Origin of the sequence: Zoogloea oleivorans (assembly GCF_008107625.1) — a bacterium.
Lineage (GTDB): Bacteria > Pseudomonadota > Gammaproteobacteria > Burkholderiales > Rhodocyclaceae > Zoogloea > Zoogloea oleivorans.
In genome coordinates this window covers 1-23,057 of record NZ_SDKK01000023.1, presented here as the reverse complement: position 1 = coordinate 23,057, position 23,057 = coordinate 1, and the positions used below count along the sequence as shown (strand labels likewise).

Here is a 23,057-nt window from a genome sequence, read left to right as displayed (position 1 = left end):
CTCCAGCAATCTTGACTATGGTTCAGAGAAGACACGCCCGCGTCTTTCTCCAACATCATTTTCCATCGAGGTATTCCCCGTGCATCTCACGCCCTGCGCCGCCCTGTCCGCCCTGACCGTGTTCGCCGCTCATGCGGCACCCGCCCTTGCCGATGATGACGACAACTGCCGGCGTAACGCGCGACCGACCATCTCCTTCGTTGAATTCCAGTCTCCCAACCTGATTATCAACAGCAGCGGACAAGTCGTCCCCAACGGGCTCCTCACCGTGAAGGGCAAGCTGCAGATACCGGCGGATTGCCGGCGGGGACACGAACGCAACAGCCCCCGCCCTGGTCTGCCGGCGGTACTGATCCTCCACGGCTCGTCGGGCGTCGATGCCCGCGGCGACTTCCATGCCGAGTCCCTCCATGCGGCCGGCATCGCCACACTGGAAATCGACATGTGGGAAGCCCGCGGCGTAAGCAATGGCGCCAGCCGCCCTGCCCTGCCGGCCCTCACCTACCCCGACGCCTTCTCGGCACTGCGTTTTCTGGGCACACAAGCCGGCATCGATGCACAACGCGTCGGCGTGCTCGGTTTCTCGTGGGGCGGCGTGATTGCCATGGCCTCGGCGAGCAACAACGTGGCCAGCGCCGTCGGTGGCACCCTGCGCTTCAAGGCTCACGTGGCCCACTACCCGGTGTGCTACGCCTACAACAACCCCAACATTCCCTACTCCGCCTTTGGGGCAACGGCCGGCAACCCGCTCACCGGCGCACCGGTACTGATACAGATCGGCACCCAGGACGACTACGACCGGGCCACAACGGCGGACAACGGCGCCCAGCGCTGTATCAATCTCAAGGCCAGCCTGACCGCGGCGGAGCAACGCAACATCGACGTGGTGACCTACGACGGCGCCTATCACGCCTGGGACAAGCTGCAGGTGTCCTTCAAGCCCTACGACCCGTTCGGCCACCTGGGCGCTGACCGCTTCAATGCAGCAGCCCGCATCGACATCCGCCCCGACGTTGCCAAAGCCCATGAGGCGCGACAACAACTGGTCCGCTTCTTCGAGCGCAAGCTCTGAACTCCCCGCCTCCGCCCGACCTGCGGATAAGGGGCCGGGCTAACTGCGCAGCTTGCGTGCTTCCATGATCGAAGGCAGGTTACCTTCGATCCAGTCAGCCAGCGCCTCGACCCGTCGCGCGACCTCCAGCCCCAGCGGCGTGAGGCTGTATTCGACATGCGGCGGCACCACCGGGTAGGACTTGCGCAGCACGAAGCCATCGCTCTCCAGCCACTGCAGGGTCTGCGCCAACATTTTCTCGCTGACACCGCCGATCTTGCGCCGCAAGTCGCTGAAGCGATGCGTGCCGGCCAGCAGCGCCACCAGCACCAGCACGCCCCAGCGGCTGGTCACATGCTGGAGCACGTCCCGCGACGGACAGTCGACTGCAAACAGTTCGCCACGCCGCATCTGTTCAGACAAGGTCGCGGGAGGAATCAGGGACACATCGGTTTCGCTCATGGATACTTACCTTCAGGTACGTACTTACTAAAAGTAAGTTAGGGAATTATTCTGCCAGCTCCCAACGTATCCACAAAGGACTTGCACCATGATCGTCATCACCGGCGCCTCCGGCCAACTCGGCCGCCTCGTCATCGAAGCCCTGCTGCACAAGCTCCCCGCCAGCGAAATCGTCGCCGCCGTGCGGACCCCCGCAAAAGTCAGTGACCTGGCCGCCCGCGGCGTGCAGGTCCGGCAGGCCGACTACACCCAGCCCGCCACGCTGGATGCCGCCTTCCAGGGCGCCGACAAGCTGCTGCTCATCTCCTCCAGCGAAGTCGGCCAGCGGGTCCCCCAGCACCGGGCCGTCATCGACGCCGCCCAACGCGCCGGCGTGAAGCTGCTGGCCTATACCAGCCTGCTGCACGCCGACGTCTCGCCCCTCGGGCTGGCCGCCGAACACCAGGCAACCGAAGCCCTGCTACGCGCCTCGGGCCTACCCCACGTGCTTCTGCGCAACGGCTGGTACACCGAGAACTATGCCGCCAGCGTGCCGGCCGCCCTCGCCCACGGTGTGCTGCTGGGCAGTGCCGGCACCGGACGCATCGCCTCGGCGGCCCGCGCCGACTACGCGGAAGCGGCCGCCGCCGTGTTGACGCAGGACGACCAGGCCGGACGCGTCTACGAACTGGCCGGCGATACGGCCTACACGCTGGCCGAGCTGGCCGCTGAAATAACAACACAGTCCGGCAAGGAAATTGCGTACAAAGACTTGCCCGAAGCCGATTACAAGGCGATTCTGCTCGGTGCCGGCCTGCCGGAAGGGCTCGCTGCCCTGCTGGCCGATTCCGACGTGGGCGCCTCGAAGGGCGGGCTGTTCGACGACAGCCACCAGTTGAGCCAGCTCATCGGCCGTCCGACAACAAGATTGGCGACAAGCATCGCCCCATCCATTCCCAAGGAGTCGTTGTAATGAAAGTGATCACCCTGCGCAGTCCCGCAGCACTCGACAACCTGCAACTCATCGATGGCGCCGCCCCTGGCGAACCCGGTCCGGGCGAAGTACGCGTGCGCGTGCATGCCAGTTCCCTCAACTTCCACGACTACGCCGTAGCGGTCGGCATTCTGCCGGCAGCCGACGGGCGGATTCCCATGTCGGACGGCGCCGGGGTGGTGGAAGCGGTTGGTGCGGGCGTCGCCGAATTCAAGGTCGGCGATCACGTGGTGTCGTGCTTCTTTCCGGGCTGGCTCGATGGCGAACCGACGGTCAGCGACTTTGCCACCACGCCGGGCGATGGCGTTGACGGCTATGCCCGCGAATGGATTGTGAAGCCGGCGCACTGGTTCACCCACGCCCCGGCCGGCTACAGCCATGCCGAAGCAGCCACCCTGACCACCGCCGGCCTCACCGCCTGGCGTGCCCTGGTCGTCAATGGCGGCCTGAAGGCGGGCGACTCGGTGCTGGTGATGGGAACCGGTGGCGTGTCGATCTTTGCGCTGCAGTTTGCCAAGGCCATGGGCGCAACGGTCATCGCCACCTCGTCGTCCGACGAGAAGCTCGAACGCCTGCGCGCCCTCGGCGCCGATCACACGATCAACTACAAGACCCACGCCGACTGGGGTGCCAAGGCTTTCGAGCTGACCGGCGGCCGCGGCGTAGACCACGTGGTCGAAGTGGGCGGGCCGGCCACCCTGCCCCAGTCGATCGCCGCCGTGCGGGTGGGCGGACACATCGCCCTCATCGGCATCCTGACCGGCATCAGCGGCGACGTGCCGACCATCGCCCTGATGCTCAAGCAGGCGCGCCTGCAAGGCCTGGTTGTCGGTAACCGCCGGCAGCAGATCGACATGGTGCGGGCCATCGAAGCCAGCGGCCTGCGCCCCGTCATCGACGCCAGCTTCCCGCTCGAAAAGATCGCCGATGCCTTCCGCCACCAGGCTTCCGGGGCGCACTTCGGCAAGATCTGCCTGACCTACTGACCCACCCTGCGCGCGTCGTCAGAAGCGCCAGTCGGCCTTGGCCAGCAAGGCGCTCGACGCGAAGCCGGCGCCGCGCTCGTAGTGGTAAGCCAGCGCCAGGTCGGAGTGCTTGCTGCGCCCCGACAGGCCGATACCCATCTGGTTAAGGACGGCAGGAGCGGCCCACCCATTCGATGAGAAAGTGCCGCCCTGCCCTGCGAAACCCGCCTGGATAGCACCACGGCCGCCCCCCAGACGGGGGGCGGTCAACAGGCGCCCGTCGACGGACCAATCGAGGCTGGCCGCCGTGCCCAGCGGGGATTCGAGGACAACACCGAAGCGCGCGCGCAGGTCTTCGAGGGTTTTTCCGTGCACCGCCAGATTGATGCTGTCGGCGCCCTTTTCAGTGAATTGCTGCCGATCGAAGCGCTGGTATTCCAGACCGAGGAAGGGCGCCAGCCTGACCCGCGGCACCGCCATGAGGTGGGCCACATCCAGCCGGGCACCGGTGGCAAAGGCATGGCTGTTGCCGCTGGCCGTCCGGTTCAGCGCCGACGAATAGCCGGCCCACAACCCCGCATCGGGAATACTGATGCTGCGGCGGGTGTCGATGCTGCTGTAGCCCTGGAAGAGCTGGGCGGTGGCCATCACGGCAGCGGCCCGGTAAGTGGCATAAGCCCCCACATGGCCGGACTGCAGCCTGGCCTGCCCGGGCGCACTGTCGGCCCAGTCCAGATCCGACGACAGGTAGCCAAGCGCGGCACCAAAGGTCCAGTTCTCGTCGTGGCGCATCGCCATGCCGGCCACCAGGGTGGTGGTGTTTTGCGTGAAACCGCTGCGCTCCGCATCGGAAGACTGCCGTGAGCGCACGCCCTGCAGCTTGATCCACGTCCGGCGGCCCTTGTCATCGACTTCCGGCACACGCTGGCCGGCCGGCGCAAAGGGGCTCGAAGCGCTCGTCAGTTGATCCATGAACAGCCGCGACTGATGCAGGCCGGCCAGGCCGAGCGCCCCATGACGCTCCGCCCCCAGTTGGGCGATCACCTGCTGCAGCCTGGGGTCGGCGCGCTCGGTGGACAGATTGAGGATGTCCAGCGCAGTAAACACCTTGTCCAGATCGCTGTAGGCCTGAACAGTCAGGCCATCCATGTAACGCCCGACCTTGAGGGCGTTGCCGCTGAGTCGCGGGCTGTAGGCCAGCAGATTGACCTCGCCCATCGGCGCCGCCAGCACGTAATTCCTGAGCGGCACCTGAAAGCCCGCCACGTCTCCGGCATTGCGCCCGACATAGTATTGAATGCCGCCGCCCTCGCCCCAGTAGGCCCCCACCGGGTCCACCCTGGAACTCGTGATCGGCCCCGCCTTGCCGCTCCAGAAGGTCACCCCGGCGGGCACCAGCACCAGTGCAAAAGTGTTGTTCCGTGTCCCGTCGGCATTGACCGGCAACGCCAGCCGATCCATCAACTCGGCACGACTCAGGCCGCGCGTTTCGGCCAGCGGTGCAACCCAGCTCCCGGCCTGCCCGGCCTTGCCGGGCTCGGCAGGCGTGTAATAGGAACGAATGGCGACAAAGGCTTCGGTCGTGTGGACTTTATAAACCGTCGTGCCGGCCTCGAAGGGCTGGTTGCCGGCGGCGCCGGATGTGATGGTGTTCACGTATTCCGCCGGCACGCTGGCATCCACAATCAGCAGGCCCGGAATATCCGCCGGGCTGGCTGTGCCGAGGGCCTGCACATTCGCCGTCAGCGCGGCGCAGGCCAGCAGGACCAGGCCCCGCATTTTTGCTTGAGGCTGTTGCATCGGGCTAGACCTGTCGCATCCACTGCCGACGCCTGATAAAGGCGCCCACACCAACCGCCGCGGTGGTGGCCAGCAAGCCGAAAGGCGACAGTAGCGGCACTTGCGCAGTCTGCGGAACCAGGTGCACCGTGTATTCCTTCTGAATGTTGTAGTCGGCCAGCGTTCGATTGCCCTCCAGGGTCTTGCCAGCAAAAATCAGGACTATCTGGTCGAGCGGAATGCCCTCCTGGTCCTGGATCTTCCCCTTGACGTTGCCGATAGTGTCAGTCGGCTCAACGTTGAGTGTGATGGTCTGGCCGGTGAGTTGTATCTTGACGAATAGCTGCATGCTTGAAAACGGCTTAAATAGAAGCAGAATACAATTAAATTCAAAAAGTCGGGCTGCTGGCTGATTGTCGGCTAAGGAGACCTCGGCGATCCTTTGAAAAGGAGAACGGAACATTGTGGTTGGATGTTCTCCTATGTCGATCACACGACCCTCCATGTGGCGGCGCGCTGAAATAATTCGCTTGACCCTCACGTGACGTCAGGCTCCAACCTTGCTGCACGCGTGAAGAAAGGAGTATCCGATGTTGCTTAGAGTGGGGGAACTGGCCAAACGCTGCGGGCTCACTGTGCGCACGCTGCACCACTACGACGCCATCGGCTTGCTCGCACCTTCTGCGCGCTCCGACAGCGGCTACCGGCTTTACAACCGTAACGACATTGCCCGTTTGCACCAGATTCAGGCATTGCGGCGTTTCGGTTTGTCGCTGGCCAATATCGGGGATGTGTTGGCAAATCCCGGGACTCACCTTTCGTCTATCGTCGATCAGCAAATCCGGATGCTGGATTGCCAGATCGCTCAAAGCACGACCTTGCGTGAGCGGCTAGTCCAGTTACAGGGGCAGTTGCAGCGGGGAGAGGAACCGGAACTTGCCGGCTGGCTAACGACTCTGGAGATGATGAACATGTACGACAAATACTTTACGAAGGAAGAGCAGAAACGTTTCCCACTGTTGAGCACGGCAGAGAATAGTACCGTTGCCGAGTGGGCTGAATTGGTGCAATCGGTGCAACAGGCGATGGAGACGAAGGTGCCACCGCAAAGCCCCGCTGCACTGGCATTGGCGAAATGCTGGATGACAATGCTTATGCGGGATTCGCACGGCGATCCGCGTTTGCTGGCCAAACTGAATATGATGCACTTCAACGAACCTGCTGCGCAGGCGCAGACCGGCGTTACACTCGAGATAATCGCTTATGTTCAGCAGGCTTATGCCGAGACGAAATACGCGATCTATCAAGAATATCTTTCGCCGGCAGAGATGATTTTTCTGCGCAAGAACTATATCCGCGGCACCAGCAAATTTCCCGCATTGATCGCCGAGGTTTTCCAGCATATGGAGGACGGCGTTTCCCCGGATGATCCGCGCATGCACCAACTGGCTTTGCGCTGGATGGAAGTGGTGCGCTCTTATGTGGGTGACGATCCCGGGACTCAGGTGAAGCTGCGCGAGGCCATGGCGCAGCATCCTGAGTTATTGGAGGGCTCGGGCATAGACCAGCGTCTACTGGGCTACGTCAGGCAGGCCATGTCGCAGCTGAAACCGCACTAGCCCTTAAGTCGTGCGCTCCTTGTCCATCTATAAGCACAAGGAGCGCCCCTTGAATTTCTCCTACCCAGAAAAATATACGACAAGCAAGGTCAAGCTCAGGAGCGCCTTCTGTTTCCAGGGTGAAGACCGCGCCATCTCCCACTTGATATGCAGGTAGCAAGGCAGCCAAATGGAGAAGGCCTGGCACGGCCCCACCTGTGGGTCGGACTTCAGTCCGACACCCCCGTCGGCCCTTGTGGATGGAGCGGTGTCGCGCCAATCCAGTCAGCGGAGCGCCGCGCAGACGTCCCTGACCTGAGCACGCAACCAGCGATGGGCCGGATCGGCATCCAGCCGCGGGTGCCACAGCAGTGAAACCGTGATCTCCGGTGTGGCGAACGGAAGGGGGAAACCATGCATGCCGGCGCGCAGGTTGCCGGTGTGTCGTTCGGGAACGCTGGCGATCAGGTCCGAGGCCCGAGCCAGGGCCAGCGCCGTCGAAAAGCCCCCGACGATGGTGACGATCTTGCGTTCCAGTCCGAGTGCCGCCAGGGCCTCATCAATCGGCCCCTTGTCCCTGCCCTGACGCGAGACGTAGATGTGGCGCCCGGCCGCATAACGGGAAGGCGTGAGTTCCACCTGGCTCAGCGGGTGCCCGATGCGCACAACGCCAATGAAGCGGTCCCGGAACAATGCCTGCACACGCAATTCTGGCGCTGTCGTCTGCCCGACAACCCCGGTTTCCAGATCGACCAGCCCGTCGCGCAGCGGCTTGCTGTCCTTGTCCGCTTTCTGCACGAAGCACAAGCGCACGCCGGGTGCTTCCGCGCCGACGCGGGCAATCAAGTCCGGTCCGAAATTTTCAACAAAACCCTCGCTGGTCCGCAGCGTGAAAGTCCGGACCAACTGTGCGAGATTGAGCTTTTCGGCCGGGCGTAAAACGGCTTCACTGTCCTGCACCAATTGAGCGACGCGCTCGCGCAGTTCGATGGCGCGCGGCGTTGGCACGAGACCGCGCCCGGCCCTGACCAGCAAAGGGTCGCCCGTTGTCTCGCGCAATCGCGCCAGCGCCCGGCTCATGGCCGACGGGCTGAGCCGCAAGCGGCGGGCGGCGCCGGCCACGCTGCCTTCGGCAAGCAACACATCCAGCGTGAACAGCAGGTTCAGATCAGGTCTCGACATGGGGCAACGATAGCAGTGCTTGTTCGACAGGTGGCGCCAGACGCATCAACAACCTGCAAACGCAGCGCCTTCCGCCATATCCGGCCAGGACCTACGATCCACATAGCCCCGTCCGGAGCGCCCCACACAAAAGGAGTCTACGGTGAAAACCATCATTGCCGGGCAAGCCGCCGCAGCGTCTCGCAGCACCAAAACACCCCCATCGGTGCGCTGGGCGCTGGCCAGCCTGGCGCTATCCGTATTGCTGTCGTCCCTCGGCACCAGCATTGCCAATGTGGCCTTGCCGAACCTGGCACAGGCGTTCAACGCCTCCTTCCAGGCCGTCCAGTGGATCGTCATTGCCTACCTGCTCGCCATCACCACCCTGATCGTCAGCGCCGGCCGGCTGGGCGACATCATCGGCCGCAGAAGGCTGCTGTTGATCGGCCTCTCGCTGTTCACGCTGGCCTCGCTCCTGTGCGGCATGGCGCCCACCTTGTCGCTGCTGATTGCGGCACGGGCGCTGCAAGGCCTTGGCGCAGCCATCATGATGGCCCTCGCCATGGCCTTCGTCGGCGAGACCGTGCCGAAAGAAAAAACCGGCAGCGCCATTGGCCTGCTCGGAACCATGTCGGCCATTGGCACCGCGCTTGGCCCATCGCTCGGCGGTGTCCTGATCGCCGGGCCCGGTTGGCGGGCCATATTTTTCATCAACCTGCCGCTGGGGGCGCTAACGCTTTTTCTCGCCCATCGCTACCTGCCCGTCGCGCAAAAAAACCCGACAACGGAACGCCCCGGCTTCGACACGATAGGCACCCTGCTCCTGGCCCTGACGCTTGCCGCCTATGCCCTGGCCATGACGAGCGGGCGCGGCAGTTTCGGGCCGCTCAACACGGCACTGCTTGTGGTGGCCTTTATCGGTGCCGGTCTTTTCGTGTTGGCCGAAACGAAAAGCACATCCCCGTTGATCCGCCTGGCGATGTTTGGCCAGCTTGAGCTGAGTGCCAGCCTGGCCACCAGCACCCTCGTTTCAACCGTGATGATGGCGACACTGGTGGTCGGGCCGTTCTACCTCTCCCGTTCGCTCGGGCTTGACGCGGCACGGGTGGGGCTCGTCCTGTCGGTCGGCCCGGCGGTGGCCGCACTGACCGCCGCCCCTGCCGGGCGCATCGTGGACCGGCTGGGCACCCAGCGCGTCAGCACGGCGGGGCTCATCGGCATGGCGACCGGCGCCATCGCGCTCTCCATGTTGCCGACAATGTCCGGCATCCCCGGCTACCTCGCCCCCCTCGTCGTCGTCACCGCCAGCTATGCGTTCTTCCAGACCGCCAACAACACCGCCGTGATGAAAGATGTCAGCCCGGAGCAACGTGGCGCCATTTCCGGCCTGCTCAACCTATCGCGCAACCTCGGGCTCATCACCGGCGCCGCCGTCATGGGCGCAGTCTTCGCCTTCGGAGCGGCATCCAACGACATGACAACCGCGCCCCCCGAAGCCGTTGCCAATGGCATGCGCATCACCTTTGGCGTCGCCACGGCGCTGCTTGTTGTGGCGCTGAGCATCGCGGCGGGTGCCAAGCGCCGCGCATTCCGGAATCGGGCAGTGGCTCCGTGAGCGGCAAATCAATCTGGTTTTGACGGCCCGGCACGGTCGTCTGGCTTGAAAACGCAAACCTGCCACGCGCTGCATGCCGGCTGAATGCGCACCAAGGCCCCACCCCTCGCCTCGTTAACTCATTTGACATTTCAAAGCCCCTCCAGACACAATCCCCACCGCATCATAATGTGCAAATGTCATTGATAATTTCCATTCAGGAGGAGCAAGAAAATGTCCCAGAACGTGGTTTCCCTGTCTTTGTCCGGCGAGCAGATCGAGCAGGTGCTAAAAGCGCTGGCAGCGCTGGAGAACGGGCTTGCGGATTTGGTGTCGCTGTCGGTGGATGAGCGGCGTGAGTTGCGCAAGATGGGGCCGAAATCGGAAATGTTCGCGCGCAAGGCCTATGAGGTGATCGGGCAGTCGCCAGAGATTCTGCCGGGGCAATTCGTGTTCAGTGAGTTTGCGGCCGACATGGTGGCGCTGGATCAGTTGCGGCCGGTATTTGCGCGCATCACCGCGCTGGCGCAACGCGCGCAAGACACCGAGATGGCGCTGGGCAGCGACATCTTCAACGCGGCGCTGGAGGGCTACCGTTTTGCCAAGCTGGCCGGCAAGGGCACGGCGCTGGATGAGCTGCGCGCCCAGGCCTCGGTACGTTTTGCGCGTCAGGGTCGGCGCAAGGAACCGGTGGCCGAAGAGGCGGTTTGATCCGGTTTCCCTCCACGGTCAGAGAGTTCACCTGAAACTTGAACTTGCGAAACGCCCGGTTACGGGCGTTTATCATTTCAGCAAACCCTTTCCGGCGGGGTTTGAAGGGGTTCAAGGCGGTTTTGAATGTTTGTTGTGCGGACTTGAACGGGTTCATGCCCGATTCAAAGCGGTTCAGCTCCGGAGTGAACTTTTTCAAGGCCGGCTTGAAGCGGTTCAGCGCTGAGCCAGACACATAGAGCTTGTCGGAAGGGAGGGGCCTGACTTAGTGATTTCGCGCCATCACGTCAGTTGGTCAAGGTTCGTCACGCATGCCGCAAATTTTCGTACTGCTGACTACGCTGAGAATTTAGTTCGTTGGGAATTCGGCCGGAGCGGCCCCTAGTACTGCTGCGGATGATTGACAACTAAGAGATTTCAAGCAGCCTTTCAAGGCAGACATCGTTGGGCACTGTGTGAGAAATCCACTCGGTTCCATTCGATGGCGCGTTTGCGCCAATGGGTCTCGATAGCCTGCGTGAAGTCCGCACGAACGAGCTTGGCCCTGGATTCACACCACTGCGCAGACTCCCGGCGAATAACCACGCCCTCTAGTGGCCCTTGACGATAGCGGCTGGAGCGTGTGGCCACCAACTCTTTCAGCGACGCAACGGTGTACCGTCCGTGTGCGACCTGGGGCACTGTGACCAGCCCTGCCGATAGCGCCAGCGCATTGCGGCGCGAGCTGCACCAAAAGCGACCTGCGAGCCGGTCATACACATCAAACAGCAGGAACCAATCGGGCAGTGCGACATATTCCAGTGAATGACGTGCGGCGCACCACTCGCCAAACACGATGATGTCGGGCGCCAGAACGCTGCGAAGCGCGTCGTCATGCTGAGCAAACCATGCCGGAAGTCGAGCAAACTGCCCAGCATGAGGCTCGGCCAAATACTGACCACGGTTTTGTACGCGCAGGCTGCCATCTGGTGCCAGAGAAAATCCGAGATTGGCGCCGTCCAGTTTTTCCTCCACCACCACTTCGCCAGCCAGCAAGCCCTTGACCTCGGCAGGTGAAAGCACCTTATCGTCGCGTGGTGCGTCCTGGCCTAGCCAAACCAAGTGCGGCGTGTGAGGAAAGCGGAAGAAATCGGTCATTCGTTCAAGTTCCTATCGTCCTTTTTTCTCGGCATGTTTCTGACGGGACCATGCCTCGACAATCGGCTCCAGCAGCACTAGGTGCTGGCCCAAGACAGTCTCCCAGTCATGCCAGTCGGTGTCGCCGGCGAAAGCTATGCAACCTTCGCCATACAAAGCGTGGGCTGCCAAGGCCGCCGCCACCATCTTCTTGTCAGCGGCATCGTGAATCACAGGGGACAGGATGGCGGGAAGTACCCCGTTTCCATCCACGTCGTAATTCACCTCCACATCGTCCACCGCAGCGGTACTCCACTTGTGGATGACCACCTGAATCCCGAAATCGTTGAACCCGAGTTTATTGTTGTATTCCTTGTAAATCTCTCCAGCCAAGTCCAGCACCAATCGAGACTCGCTCTGTTGAAACCGATCTAACCAAGTCCAAATCTGCATTCTCAGTAGCGGGTCGGGTGGCGTAGCGTCAATGTCTTTCGGATGCTGCGGGTCTGCTGCGCTGGCGGCTATCAACACATTGGTATCGACTACATATCGCGCCTTCATGGCTTGGCTGCCTGCTGACGTTCAAACATCAGGCGTGCCTGCTCACGAGTTTCGCCTAGCGCATCACCAAAGAAGCCGACGGGCCAGTTTTTCACGCGACCGAAGTCGTCCAGTTCCAACTCACGAAGCTTGGCGGTCTTGCCGTCACGCTCGACGAAGTACATGGCAGCCTCGTTTGGACTCACCTGTTGCTTGGCCATCAAGGTCTGCATGCGGCGAAACAAGTGTTCAGAGTGTGTCTCGACGATGAACTGGACCTTGCGTTGTTGACTGATCGTCACGAACAACTCGGCCAGAACAGATTGCGCCAGCGGATGCAAGTGAATTTCGGGTTCTTCCAACATGATGGTGCTACCCGGCGGAGCAAAGTGCGCAACGACAAGGACGGGCAGCACTTGCGAAACACCAATGCCTACGTCGCGCAGATTGCACGCCACCCCGTCGCGATGAACGATTAGTTCATAGCGGTTGGAGCGTCCCTGCTGGCGAACCTCCAGACTGTCGGCTACCTTCATGCGAGCTAACCAAGACGACACCCCGTTAACGATGTAGTTCTGCCCATCACTCCTCAATAAGACACTGGCTAACAGCGCATCAACGGCGCTACGACCATCGATTCCCACATCGCCGGGTTTCGTTTTATTCCATGCGTAATCCCGCTCAGGTTTGCGCCGCAGCGGTCCCAAGTAGCTGATTGCCTCTAGTTCACGTCGAATGGCCAAGCTCAGATCTTCGACTATAGGGCCGTCTTGATTGAGGTCTGCAATTGCGTCCGCGGAAAATGCAATCGATCGTTCCGGCGCGAAGTTACGGCCTTTGAACCGAGGGAGCGTCTCTTCGTCCACAACAATAGAGAATGCCCCTTTGTCGCGACGTATGGCTCTGAAGCGACGGTCAGAAGTTCGCAAATCCAAGGTCTGAATCACCACACTTCCTGATGAAGTTTGGCCGTAGGTGCAATCGAACTTTCCCTTACTTATCCGAGCCCCGCCATCGCGCGCAAAGTCAAATCCAATTGAGAACTGACGCGGGCTTTCTGCAGCCTGATTCAGCACATCTTCAAACCCGCCAAAGTTGAATAAATCGTTGATTTCGTCGCCTCCGAGATTCAGGTGCACAGTGCGGTCCGGCGATTGAACAGTCTGTTTGAGCAATAACAGGCTCTGAATCAACGTCGATTTACCCGACGAATTCGTGCCCAACAGCATTGTTACAGGCTTCAAAGAGACCGGACCCGTGTCTTTCCATGCCTTGAAATTGATTAGACGAAGTTGTGTGAACATCGGTGCAACCCTCCGGATTTCAGTTGTATCCCGCCGCCAGTACCTAGCGCCGTGTGTAATATTCGTTGAATTAGAGAAGATTCTCGCTTGGCTCAGTGTGCAGTTTAAAGGCATGTGACTGACCAGAAGGCCTGCGTCTACGCGTCAAAGACGTGGTCCTCGCGCAGAGCACAATCATCGTGCGATGACGATAGGCTTGCATTGCGGTGGGTCAGACCGAAACAGGCTACCTGTTTCACCGCTCGATTGTCTGATGGCGCCAAGTCCGATATCGGATAGAAGCGGCCACTAACGTGAAAGACATCGACTGACCGCTCCGGCCGAGCAACCGACAGTCCACCGGCGATGTTATGCCTCTGAGTAGAGAACCCTCGCAGCCCCCCATCCTGATTGATGCCAAGCCTGTAAACGCAAATGCGCCCGGGGGCACCGGGCGCATCAAGGGGCATTGAAGCGGGTGTAGAGAAACAATAAAGATATATCCTTAAATGCACACAAGTCCATGATAATTAACAACGCTCTCAACACACTTAAAAATAAAGTTAGATCCTTGCATCCAATATAACTGCCTACTTTGACGAAGCATCAAACAATAAAGATGTATCTTTACTTCACTCACCAAGAGCAAGTTGGTTTGCTCCCCGACTTTTCATTCCCCACTGACATCACCACCCGTAGCCTGGCCAACACGCTCCACTTACCCCAGCCTGTCAGCGCGCAGCCCCCCTGCCCTGCTGGACCTTTAACCTGTCTGGGACCAGCGGAAGCCAACGTCGCTGAGGCGCTCATCCGACCTGTCGATGAAGCGGCTAGCGCCTGAAGATGCCTCACAACCCACCGCGCAGCACGCGGTCGACGCCCTCGGCGACCGGACGGCGATCTGCGGCCCCGATGGATAATCGTCAAACCAGTCGGTGCGCCACTCGAACACGTTGCCAGGCATCTCGCACAGCCCCCACGAAAGCCGCCGGGCGACGAGCCACAGGCTAAATCCACCGCTCAAATGACTCAGTCACTACATCGCGACGCCGCGTGACGATCCGGTGCAACTACCCGCCCGGCAGATGCCGCGCCCGACCGAGTACATGGCGGGCATTCATATCACATGCATCGACCGGATGCTACGCTCACCAGCAGCGTAAGCGTCGTCCCAACCCCGTCTTGACGCCTCAGACCCTCAGCCTCTCCAGGCGCTCATTCACCGCAGACAAATCAAAGTGCCCGGGCTCGAAGTCCTCCCCGCACCACGCCCGCATGGCGTGGTGTTCGGGGTGGTCCGGGTCGAGGATGGCCTCCAGGAAGTCGGCGTAGCCCGGCGCGCCGCCCACGTCTTCGGGCGGTGCGGCGTTGGCGCCGGTGAGGCACAGGGCGCAGGCCGACAAGATGGGATCCGGCGGGTGGCGTTTCTCCACCTTGATCCGGTGTTCCCAGTGATCGCCGAAGTCGTAGAGGTACTTGAACGACTTCATGCCCGCGAGCGCGGTCTTGAGCTGGATGCGCTGCTCGGAGCGGGGCGGATCGCCCCAGTCGAACTCCGGGTCGGGGACTCCATAGCGCTCCCCAGCGATCTCGAACTCGTGCAGATGCCCGCCGTGCCAGCCCATGACGCACTGGATGACGTGATGAAGCCTGGCAAGGGTGATCGACTCAGGCACGACGATCCGGCGCCAGATGGCGGGCTTGATCTCGGCCAGTTCGATCCGCAGTTGCAACAGATCGGCCGGTTTGCGGGTGCGCGGCTTGAGGGGGACGACGGTGCTCATGTCAGGCGGCGTTGAGAAGGGTCTTGGCGGGGTTGAGGTTCCAGGGCAGCAATTCGTCGATCCGGTTGATCGGGTGCTCGGCGATGCGCGTGAGCACTTCGCGCAGGTAGGCCTCCGGGTCGAGCCCGCTCAGCGTGGCGGTGCCGATCAGACTGTACATCGCCGCCGCCCGCTCGCCGCCGGCATCCGATCCTGCGAAGAGAAAGTTCTTCCTCCCCACGGCGACCGCCCGCAGCGCGCGTTCAGCGGCATTGTTGTCGATCTCGAGATGGCCGTTCGTGCTGTAGCGGATCAAGGCCGGCCATTGATTGAGCGCGTAGCCGATGGCCTGCATCAGGTCCGATTTGCGCGACACCCGGCGGCTCTGCGCCGCAAGCCAGTCATGCATGTCCGCCAGGCGCGGGGCGGCCTCCTGCCGGCGCAGCTGCGCCCGCTCGGCGGGCGGCTTGCCGCGCGCGCGGGCTTCGATGGCATATAGCGCCTGGATCCGGGTCAGCGCCTCGGCGGCCAGAGGCGAGGCGCTCGCGCGGTGGATGTCGTAGAACTTCCTGCGCACGTGGGCCCAGCAGGCCGCCTCGACGATCGTCCCGCCCTCGAAGAGCGCGTCGAACCCTGCATAGGCATCCGCTTGCAGGACGCCCTTGAAGGGGGCGAGATGGGCTTGGGGGTGGCACCCCTTGCGGTTCTCCGAGTAGGCGAACCAGACCGCCGGCGGATCCAGGCTGGCGGCCGGTCGATCATCGCGCACATAGGCCCACAGCCGCCCGGTCTTCGTTTCGCCCCGACCCGGTGAGAGCACCGGCAAGGGCGTGTCGTCGGCATGGACCTTGCCAGCGGCCATCACGTGGCGCTTCACCGCCTCGACCAGGGGGCTGAGCAGGGTGTGGCATTGCCCGACCCAGTCGGCCAGGAGGGCGCGTTCCAGGCTCAGCCCGCTGCGGGCGAAGATGGTGCTTTGCCGATAGAGCGGCAGGTGATCACAGAACTTGCCCACCAGCACGTGGGCCAGGAGCGCCGGCCCGGCAAAGCCCCGCGCGATGGGGCGGCTGGGCGCCTCGGCCTGGGCGATGTGATCGCAGCGGGCGCAGGCAAGTTTGGGGCGCACATGGCGGATCACCTTGAAGCTGGCCGGGATGTACTCGAGCATCTCCGAGACCTCCTCACCCAGGGGCTTGAAGGCGCCGCCGCAGCAGGGGCAACGGGTGTCGGTCGGTAGATGCTCAATCGTCTCCCGAGGCAGATCGTCGGGAAAGGGTTTGCGTTGGCGCCGCGGCGAGCGACCCGCGGCCGGTGGGGCGTCGGCCGTCTTGGCTGGCGCCGGCAAGGGCTGCGGCGTCAGAAGCAAGGGCAGGTCGAGCTGCCCTTCGGCCCGCCAAGATTCGGCGCGCCGCCCGAAATGCATCTGACGGTACTTGGCCACCAGCAGCTTGAGACGCACCACCTCGGCCTCGAGCTCACCCACCTGATGGCGCAGGGCGGCCACCTCGTCAGAAGGGTCGATGGGGGGAGGTGTTACAGGCTGGGGCATGACGCGAGTCTACGCGAGACACCCGTCGGTGAACAGCCCCCGGAATCCTATCCTGCCGCCTCCGGCTGCCAGGTGCGCACAGGGCGCCGCCAGTCGATGCCTTCGAGCAGCATCGCGAGCTGGGCCGCGGTAAGGACCACCGACCCCTCGCTGGCCTGGGGCCAGATGAAGCGGCCGTTCTCCAGCCGCTTCGCAAGCAGGCACAGGCCGTCGCCGTCCCACCACAGCAGCTTGAGCCGATCCCCCTTGCGTCCGCGAAAGACGAACAGCTGGCCCGAGAAGGGATCCTGCTCAAGTTGGCTTTGCACCAGCGCTGCCAGGCCATCGAAGCCGCGGCGCATGTCGGTGAAGCCACAGGCCAGCCAGATGCGGGTGCCCGGGCCGGGGCGGATCATCGGGACAGACTCGCCAGCACCCGCTCGAGCACCGCCAGATCCACCGGGCCGCGCACCAGGAGACGGGCGCGGGGCAGCTCGATCTCGATCTCGCCACGGGGCGTGGAGGCCCGCGTTGCGGGCGGGGGCGTGTCGGGCACCACCGCGAGCCAGCTCACGTCCGCCTCCGCCTGGGTCGATGGGCGCGACTTCTCGATCCATTTGCGGACCAGATTGGCATTGACGCCGTGGGCCAGGGCCACCGCGGCAACCGATGCGCCCGGCACCAGGCACTCCGCTACGATCGCCGCCTTCAGCTCGGGGCTGCGCCGCACATAGGCCCCACGCCGAGCCACTCCTGCTGCCTTCTCAATTTCCATGGTGTCCACCCTCAAAAATGGTGGACACCTTCGCTGCTCAAAGAAATGGGATCAAGACGGGACAGGGACGACGCTCACCCTAACGGGCTTGGGAGCGTTTTCTTTTATCGTATTTGGGGAAGTCCGTGGAGGGCAAAGCCCGGAGCGGACTTCCCCGTACAGCACAATTCTTTCGGCTGCACAATCCTGCTTCAGCGGTAGTCCCTCACCCGCAAGTGCCAGGTGACGGGCGTCTCTGTGGTGGCCCAAGGGATGTGATCGTTGAGTTCAACACCACTCCACCCCTTGCCGAGCACCGGGAACCGACCCTATGGCAACAGCAAGACGTGGACATCTATCTGCAAAGCGTTTGCAAGACGTTCAATGTTGTCGATCGAGATATTTCGTACTTGGCGTTCAACGTGCGCCACGAAGGTGCGATGCAAGCCAGATTCCAACGCGAGATCTTCCTGAGACCATCCCCGTTCCTTGCGGAGGCGAACTATGTTCATCGCAAGGAGCTCACGCGCCGTTGGCGCGCGTGAACTAGACGATGATTCGCTGACTGGCATTGAATCAGTGTCTCGGAATGATGCTTTTAAGTCAGCCGCGTTTACGTCACAATATTGCCCCTCCCGACATATTCAGTTCCTACTGAGTTCACGGAAAACGTCCTCACCCGGCCAACGCGATCATTCGATTAATTGGTCACGCGCCGCTACTGAAAGTCTCGAATCGCAATGTTTATTACTGACGTGTCAGCTCATCATCCTTTCATGTCGGGCCTTCTTGGCACTGGAAAAGATGCTTGGCGGGCGGTGGGTATCACTACGCCCAATGAATGGTTTTACGTGAGTTATGCTGTTTTTACACAGGAAGGGCGTTTTTCCGAAACAGTGATGATTTCCAATCCTGCGAACGAGTTGGTAGCTTTTTTTGATCGGGAGAGCAAAGGTGTTTCAATCGTTGGCATCCAACTCGTTAGCCCGCCGTTTTTGAACGGTTCGGCTCACTGGAAGATGGAGCCATTGATCCGAATCTGGAAAAAGCCGTCCGACCCGTTGGCGCACGTGTATGAGGTCGCTGATGGTAAGCAGTACTGCAGCGCTTACGGCACATGGGACATCTCCGAGTATGAATTCTGGAAGGAGTTCACTTCACTCCAGTGATCGCCCAGAGCCTGGATCTGAATGAGGTGCAGATCTGGATGGTCCGTTCAACACCAAAGATCTGGCGCAACTTGTTCTTGGCGGACGGAAGTCACTTTCTGGATCACCCTCCCACCATATGATCAAGGCGATCGTGTTCGACGTGTTTGGTACGCTGGCTGAGATTGGAGATCGGCGCCGTCCATACGCACGGCTTTTGCGCCTCGCAGCGCAGGCCGGACGGATTTCGCGGCCCGACGATGCCGCGCGGATCATGAGCATAAACGGTGACATCTGGGCCATCGCGACGTGGCTTGGATTGGCTCTCTCGCCAGCCCTGTGCGATGAGCTTGCCGACGAGCTCGCGATTGAGATCAGCAGTATTCGACTTTATCCGGAGGTCGTTCCGGTCCTCCGTGCTTTGCAAAGACAAGGGTTGCAACTCGGATTGTGTAGCAATCTGGCCAAACCATACGCACCCCCTGTGTTGTCCCTTCTACCCTTTGAGTTCGATGCGTATGCATGGAGTTTCGAGGTAGGTGTTGTGAAGCCGGACCACCGGATCTACAGCACAATTTGGCAGTCACTGGCGCTCAGTCCGGGCGAGGTGCTGATGGTCGGGGATACCTACGAGGCAGACTGCCTGGGGCCAAGGCGGGTTGGGATGCACGCAATCCACCTTGCTCGGAACCTGGCAAGCCCCGATCCCCGCTTTCTGCGGTCATTATCCGACTTGCCTTCGTATCTGGCACGTCAAGCTCCGCCATCCGTTCCGCAGTAGCCTTCGTCCCCCTCTTGGATCTTGAAACGATGCGCGAACACTCACAACTAGCGCTCCGGAATCCATTAGCATCGCGCCGCACTCAACATGGAGGACGCATGCATGATCGGTATCGACAACAACACGTGGCTAGTCTTCGAGGGGGTGAGCAACTATGGGCACGGGATCTGGCCGACTCCGATAATCTCGATTGCCACGTTGATCACCTGCGACAGCGATTGGGGCACGCTCCCCGCTTCAGCTCGGCTGGACAATGCTCACCTGGTTTTTCGGGAGGATTCGTTCGATCCCGTCACTCGGGTACGTCGAGGTCGCCTGTACGAGTGGCGGGACGGAGCCCTGAACCAGACGTGGTACTTTCCTCCGCATCCGGCAGAGCCTCCAGATCGCAACAACATGTCGATGGATGGCCGGCTGAATCGAATGCTCTATACGTACCACCCCGCCCGAATTTTCGCCTCGGCGTTTCCAAACTCAGTACGTGCCCAGTTGGTACTTGGAACCCAGTCAGCCCCCACTGTCTGGCGGATTGTCTCCGTGGAGACCATCGCATCAGGCGAAGAGCTGATCACGCTGCACGCCCGTTCTACCTTTGGTTGTCTGCCCGAGTTGATCGACGACCATATCCCCAAACAAGCGAGCCCAGAGGTAACGACAATTCTGGACAAGGTGGCCGATGCGGCATTTCGCTCCAGTCCGGTTTCCTTGATCGATCTTTGTCGTGCCGCGACAACCACGGTCCTGGCGTACTGGCTCGAAGCATCCGGAGATGCCCCAAACAACGTCCACCACCTCGACTTGGGCGACTTGCTGAAAGCGTTCGAAAAACAGCAAGGCAACGGCAATACCCAGCCCCCGTCAGCAGCAGGTTCGGCCATCCGTCTGCTGCAGCGCTTTCACTCTCGCGGAAAACCCAACGAGCAAAAACGCTACAACACCCGGCCTCCCACGGAGGAGGATGCCCAGTTCGCCCTAAACGCCCTGGGCTTTCTGCTTCGAGAGCTGGGGTGGGCTCGATGATGCGGGCACGTGCCCGGCAAGCCCCTCAAGAATCGGACAATCAGGACGATCGTCACCGCAACAACTCTCCGACAGACGTACCAGTGCGTCGCGCATGGTGATGAGCGCCTGAATTCGCTCATCCAGATCGCTCAAGTGACTTTCCGCGAGTTGCTTCACCTCCGCACTGGAGCGCTCCCCGTCATACCAGAGCGACAGGAGCTGGCGAATCTGCTCCAGGGAGAACCCGAGATCACGGGCACTGCGGATGAACTTCAGCGTGTGCAGATCCCGCTCCTGATACTGCCGGTAGCCCGCTTCGGTCCGGGGGCTGTGGCCAATCAAGCCGATCTGCTCGTAGTGGCGGATCATCTTGGCCGAGACACCGCTGGCCTTGGCAACTGCTCCGATGTTCATGTCGCCTTCCTCTTATCCAATTTGACGGGGCGCCAACGCCGAAGAAGCAACGCGTTCGACACCACGCTGACGCTAGAGAATGCCATGGCAGCACCTGCAATGACCGGGTTCAGGAGTCCAGCGGCCGCCAGGGGAATGCCCACGACGTTGTAAACACAAGCCCAGAACAGGTTCTGCCGCATTTTGGCGTAGGTGCGACGGGAGATGTCGATGGTTGAAGCCACCAGCGCCAGATCGCCACGCATCAAGGTCACCCCGGCCGCGTGCATGGCCACGTCCGTTCCGGTTCCCATGGCGATGCCAATGTCGGCGGCAGCCAATGCCGGGGCATCATTGATGCCATCGCCGACCATGGCAACGACGTAGCCTTCCCGTTTCAAGGTTTCGATCTCCGCCGCCTTGTCCGCCGGCAGCACTTCGGCCAGACACTGATCGATTCCAAGCTCGGTTGCCACACCATGCGCAGCCCCACGACTGTCGCCGGTGATCAACGCGGTTCTGATGCCCATCTGCTTGAGGCAATCGATATTTGCCAACGCCCCTGGCTTCAGTCGGTCGCCGAAGGCGATCAAGCCCAGCACCGCCTGGGCGCCTTCCGACGCCAACCAGGATACAGTCCGCCCTTCGGCTTCGAGGTGCTTCGCGGTGTCGGCGAGATGGTCCATCATGAAGCCGCGCTCCTGCATCAATCGGGCATTGCCAAGAACGTAGTGTGTTCCATCAATTTCGCCAGCAAGACCGCGTCCGGGTAAGGCCTGAACGAACCGGGCGCTCGTCGGACTCAGTCCGGCGTCCTGGGCAGCCTTGCCCACGGCTCGGGCCAGGGGATGCTCGCTACTCAACTGAAGACTGGCAGCAAGGCTGAGTAGACACTGGGCATCACCGCCACCGGATTCGAGGGCCACGACCTGAGGCTTGCCTTCAGTTAGGGTGCCGGTCTTGTCGAAGACGATGGCCGTCACTTTGTGCGCCACTTCCAGCGCTTCCGCATCCTTCACCAGAATGCCGTGTCGCGCGGCCACACCCGTACCCGCCATGAGCGCAGTAGGCGTGGCAAGACCCAATGCACACGGACAGGCAATCACGAGCACGGCGACGGCGTTGATAATCGCCGTCTCGACATCACCGCCGTAAGCCCACCATCCGCCAAAGGTCAGCAGCGCGATGAGCATGACCACCGGGACAAACACCGCACTCACCCGGTCCACCAGGCGCTGAATGGGTGCCTTGGCCGACTGGGCACTCTCAACCAACCGGATGATCCGGGCCAAAGTGGTTTCCGTACCGATGGCCGTTGTCTGCACCAGCAGCAAGCCGTCAGCATTGATCGCACCGCCACTGACACGATCGCCAGGCTGCTTCGGAACCGGCAGGCTTTCACCGGTCAACATGGACTCGTCCAAGTGGCTGCACCCCTCCACAATCTGGCCATCCACTGCTACCCGCTCACCGGGTTTCACAACAACCACATCGCCCACGCGGACCGCATCGATGGCGATCTCCCGGTCACCGTCGCCAGTACGAATGCGGGCGACGGCAGGCCGCAGCGCCTGAAGCGCACGGATTGCTTCGGTAGTTTGCCGCTTGGCCCTGGCCTCAAGCCACTTGCCCAGCAGGACCAGCGTGATGACAACCGCGGAGGCTTCAAAATACAGGTGAGGCATCTCACCGCCTGTCGGCTTTGCCAGGAGATATACGCTGAGTCCGTAGGCCGCAGTCGTTCCAAGGGCCACCAAGAGATCCATGTTCCCGCTACCGGCACGCAGTGCCTTCCAGCCTGCACGGTAGAAACGCAGCCCCAGCCAGAACTGAACAGGGGTTGCCAACAACAACTGCACCCAGCCGGGCAGCATCCAATGTGCGCCGAAGAGATCAGTCAGCATCGGAATCACGAGCGGAAGGGAGAGGGTCGCCGCAACTGCAACAGGCCACCATTCGGCACCCTGGCGGACTGATGCTGCGGTAGCTGGGGAGCCCTCCGTCTGCAATGCGGCATCGTAACCCGCTTTCCGGACGGCCTCGATCAGGGCCGAGGTAGGCACGCCACGAGTCAGCGTGACATGCGCTTGTTCAGTGGCGAGGTTGACGACGGCACTCACGACACCGGGAACCCCGGCCAGAACCTTCTCCACTCGCGCGGCGCAACTGCTGCACGTCATCCCCGTGATCGCCAAAACCCGGTTTTCCTCAGGGACATGGAAACCCGCCTTCTCAATCGCCTGGCGCACGGTCGCCAGATCAACGACCGAGTCGGACTCCAGCAACGCCGATTCGGTAGAGAAACTGACGGTGGCCCTGGAAATGCCGGGCAAGCGACCCAGCAGCTTTTCTACGCGGGCAGCGCAACTGCTGCAGGTCATGCCCTCAATACCGATCGATAGCGCCTGGCGGGGCAGCGTGACAGTGGAAGAACTCATGATGCAACTCCTGTTGA

The 23,057-nt window shown here is 61.7% G+C and carries 23 protein-coding genes; 9 read left to right on the top strand and 14 right to left on the bottom strand.

What is annotated here, in order from left to right; genetic code table 11:
* The first annotated feature begins 79 nt into the window (after window positions 1-79).
* Window positions 80-1,072, top strand: coding sequence for a dienelactone hydrolase family protein (locus ETQ85_RS19960; protein ID WP_148580846.1), 993 nt, complete (start codon window positions 80-82; stop codon window positions 1,070-1,072).
* A 39-nt stretch (window positions 1,073-1,111) separates the two neighbouring features.
* Here ETQ85_RS19960 and ETQ85_RS19955 read toward each other — a convergent pair whose 3' ends face one another.
* On the bottom strand, window positions 1,112-1,513 hold the full coding sequence (locus ETQ85_RS19955; RefSeq protein ID WP_148580845.1) for a winged helix-turn-helix transcriptional regulator: 402 nt from the start codon (window positions 1,511-1,513) through the stop codon (window positions 1,112-1,114).
* 88 nt (window positions 1,514-1,601) lie between these two features.
* On the opposite strand from ETQ85_RS19955, the gene ETQ85_RS19950 reads away from it, so the two are divergent.
* Entirely contained in the window at window positions 1,602-2,465 is an 864-nt protein-coding gene (locus ETQ85_RS19950) for an SDR family oxidoreductase (RefSeq protein WP_148580844.1), read from the top strand.
* Window positions 2,465-3,472 carry a zinc-dependent alcohol dehydrogenase family protein gene (locus tag ETQ85_RS19945; protein WP_148580843.1) on the top strand — a complete coding sequence of 336 codons (1,008 nt, stop codon included), beginning with the start codon at window positions 2,465-2,467 and terminating at the stop codon, window positions 3,470-3,472. The genes ETQ85_RS19950 and ETQ85_RS19945 overlap by 1 nt, the downstream gene beginning before the upstream one ends.
* An 18-nt stretch (window positions 3,473-3,490) precedes the next feature.
* Here ETQ85_RS19945 and ETQ85_RS19940 read toward each other — a convergent pair whose 3' ends face one another.
* On the bottom strand, window positions 3,491-5,251 hold the full coding sequence (locus tag ETQ85_RS19940) for an autotransporter outer membrane beta-barrel domain-containing protein (protein WP_148580842.1): 1,761 nt from the start codon (window positions 5,249-5,251) through the stop codon (window positions 3,491-3,493).
* Window positions 5,252-5,255: 4 nt separating this feature from the next.
* A complete protein-coding gene (locus ETQ85_RS19935; RefSeq protein WP_222862223.1) occupies window positions 5,256-5,693 on the bottom strand; it encodes a ubiquitin-like protein in 438 nt (145 codons plus the stop codon).
* A 127-nt stretch (window positions 5,694-5,820) separates the two neighbouring features.
* Between ETQ85_RS19935 and ETQ85_RS19930 the strand changes: the two genes are divergently transcribed.
* Complete coding sequence (locus ETQ85_RS19930) at window positions 5,821-6,849, top strand: MerR family transcriptional regulator (RefSeq protein ID WP_148580840.1); 1,029 nt, start codon at window positions 5,821-5,823, stop codon at window positions 6,847-6,849.
* Window positions 6,850-7,113: 264 nt separating this feature from the next.
* Here ETQ85_RS19930 and ETQ85_RS19925 read toward each other — a convergent pair whose 3' ends face one another.
* Window positions 7,114-8,010: a LysR family transcriptional regulator gene (locus tag ETQ85_RS19925; RefSeq protein ID WP_148580839.1), complete on the bottom strand. Its 897-nt coding sequence runs from the start codon at window positions 8,008-8,010 to the stop codon at window positions 7,114-7,116.
* A gap of 142 nt (window positions 8,011-8,152) precedes the next feature.
* Here ETQ85_RS19925 and ETQ85_RS19920 point away from each other — a divergent pair, with 142 nt between their 5' ends.
* A complete protein-coding gene (locus tag ETQ85_RS19920; protein WP_148580838.1) occupies window positions 8,153-9,604 on the top strand; it encodes an MFS transporter in 1,452 nt (483 codons plus the stop codon).
* A 213-nt stretch (window positions 9,605-9,817) separates the two neighbouring features.
* Window positions 9,818-10,294, top strand: coding sequence for a hypothetical protein (locus ETQ85_RS19915; protein WP_148580837.1), 477 nt, complete (start codon window positions 9,818-9,820; stop codon window positions 10,292-10,294).
* A 429-nt stretch (window positions 10,295-10,723) separates the two neighbouring features.
* Here ETQ85_RS19915 and ETQ85_RS19910 read toward each other — a convergent pair whose 3' ends face one another.
* From ETQ85_RS19910 to ETQ85_RS19870, 8 genes are all read right to left on the bottom strand, one after another.
* A complete protein-coding gene (locus tag ETQ85_RS19910; RefSeq protein ID WP_148580836.1) occupies window positions 10,724-11,431 on the bottom strand; it encodes an RNA ligase family protein in 708 nt (235 codons plus the stop codon).
* A 12-nt stretch (window positions 11,432-11,443) separates the two neighbouring features.
* Window positions 11,444-11,971 (bottom strand): hypothetical protein, encoded by a 528-nt coding sequence (locus tag ETQ85_RS19905; protein WP_148580835.1) that lies wholly within the window; start codon window positions 11,969-11,971, stop codon window positions 11,444-11,446.
* Window positions 11,968-13,254 carry an AAA family ATPase gene (locus ETQ85_RS19900; protein ID WP_148580834.1) on the bottom strand — a complete coding sequence of 429 codons (1,287 nt, stop codon included), beginning with the start codon at window positions 13,252-13,254 and terminating at the stop codon, window positions 11,968-11,970. Before ETQ85_RS19900 ends, ETQ85_RS19905 begins: the two co-directional genes overlap by 4 nt.
* Window positions 13,255-14,423: 1,169 nt before the next feature.
* Window positions 14,424-15,017, bottom strand: a complete 594-nt coding sequence (locus ETQ85_RS19890) for a plasmid pRiA4b ORF-3 family protein (protein ID WP_148577160.1) — start codon at window positions 15,015-15,017, stop codon at window positions 14,424-14,426.
* 1 nt (window position 15,018) lies between these two features.
* The gene (tnpC, locus tag ETQ85_RS19885) at window positions 15,019-16,545 is read right to left on the bottom strand and encodes an IS66 family transposase (protein WP_148577161.1); all 1,527 of its coding nucleotides are present in this window, start codon (window positions 16,543-16,545) and stop codon (window positions 15,019-15,021) included.
* 47 nt (window positions 16,546-16,592) lie between these two features.
* Complete coding sequence (tnpB, locus tag ETQ85_RS19880) at window positions 16,593-16,940, bottom strand: IS66 family insertion sequence element accessory protein TnpB (RefSeq protein ID WP_141355166.1); 348 nt, start codon at window positions 16,938-16,940, stop codon at window positions 16,593-16,595.
* Entirely contained in the window at window positions 16,937-17,299 is a 363-nt protein-coding gene (gene tnpA, locus ETQ85_RS19875; protein ID WP_148577162.1) for an IS66-like element accessory protein TnpA, read from the bottom strand. Before tnpA ends, tnpB begins: the two co-directional genes overlap by 4 nt.
* 308 nt (window positions 17,300-17,607) lie before the next feature.
* Window positions 17,608-17,790, bottom strand: coding sequence for a helix-turn-helix domain-containing protein (locus tag ETQ85_RS19870; RefSeq protein ID WP_235943343.1), 183 nt, complete (start codon window positions 17,788-17,790; stop codon window positions 17,608-17,610).
* Window positions 17,791-18,018: 228 nt separating this feature from the next.
* Here ETQ85_RS19870 and ETQ85_RS19865 point away from each other — a divergent pair, with 228 nt between their 5' ends.
* From ETQ85_RS19865 to ETQ85_RS19855, 3 genes are all read left to right on the top strand, one after another.
* Window positions 18,019-18,447, top strand: coding sequence for a hypothetical protein (locus ETQ85_RS19865; protein ID WP_148580831.1), 429 nt, complete (start codon window positions 18,019-18,021; stop codon window positions 18,445-18,447).
* 118 nt (window positions 18,448-18,565) lie between these two features.
* Window positions 18,566-19,207: an HAD family hydrolase gene (locus ETQ85_RS19860; protein WP_148580830.1), complete on the top strand. Its 642-nt coding sequence runs from the start codon at window positions 18,566-18,568 to the stop codon at window positions 19,205-19,207.
* A 102-nt stretch (window positions 19,208-19,309) separates the two neighbouring features.
* The gene (locus ETQ85_RS19855; RefSeq protein WP_148580829.1) at window positions 19,310-20,227 is read left to right on the top strand and encodes a hypothetical protein; all 918 of its coding nucleotides are present in this window, start codon (window positions 19,310-19,312) and stop codon (window positions 20,225-20,227) included.
* Here ETQ85_RS19855 and cueR read toward each other — a convergent pair.
* On the bottom strand, window positions 20,180-20,623 hold the full coding sequence (gene cueR, locus ETQ85_RS19850; protein WP_148580828.1) for a Cu(I)-responsive transcriptional regulator: 444 nt from the start codon (window positions 20,621-20,623) through the stop codon (window positions 20,180-20,182). The genes ETQ85_RS19855 and cueR overlap by 48 nt on opposite strands.
* Window positions 20,620-23,040, bottom strand: coding sequence for a heavy metal translocating P-type ATPase (locus tag ETQ85_RS19845; RefSeq protein ID WP_148580827.1), 2,421 nt, complete (start codon window positions 23,038-23,040; stop codon window positions 20,620-20,622). The genes cueR and ETQ85_RS19845 overlap by 4 nt, the downstream gene beginning before the upstream one ends.
* Window positions 23,041-23,057: the final 17 nt, after the last annotated feature.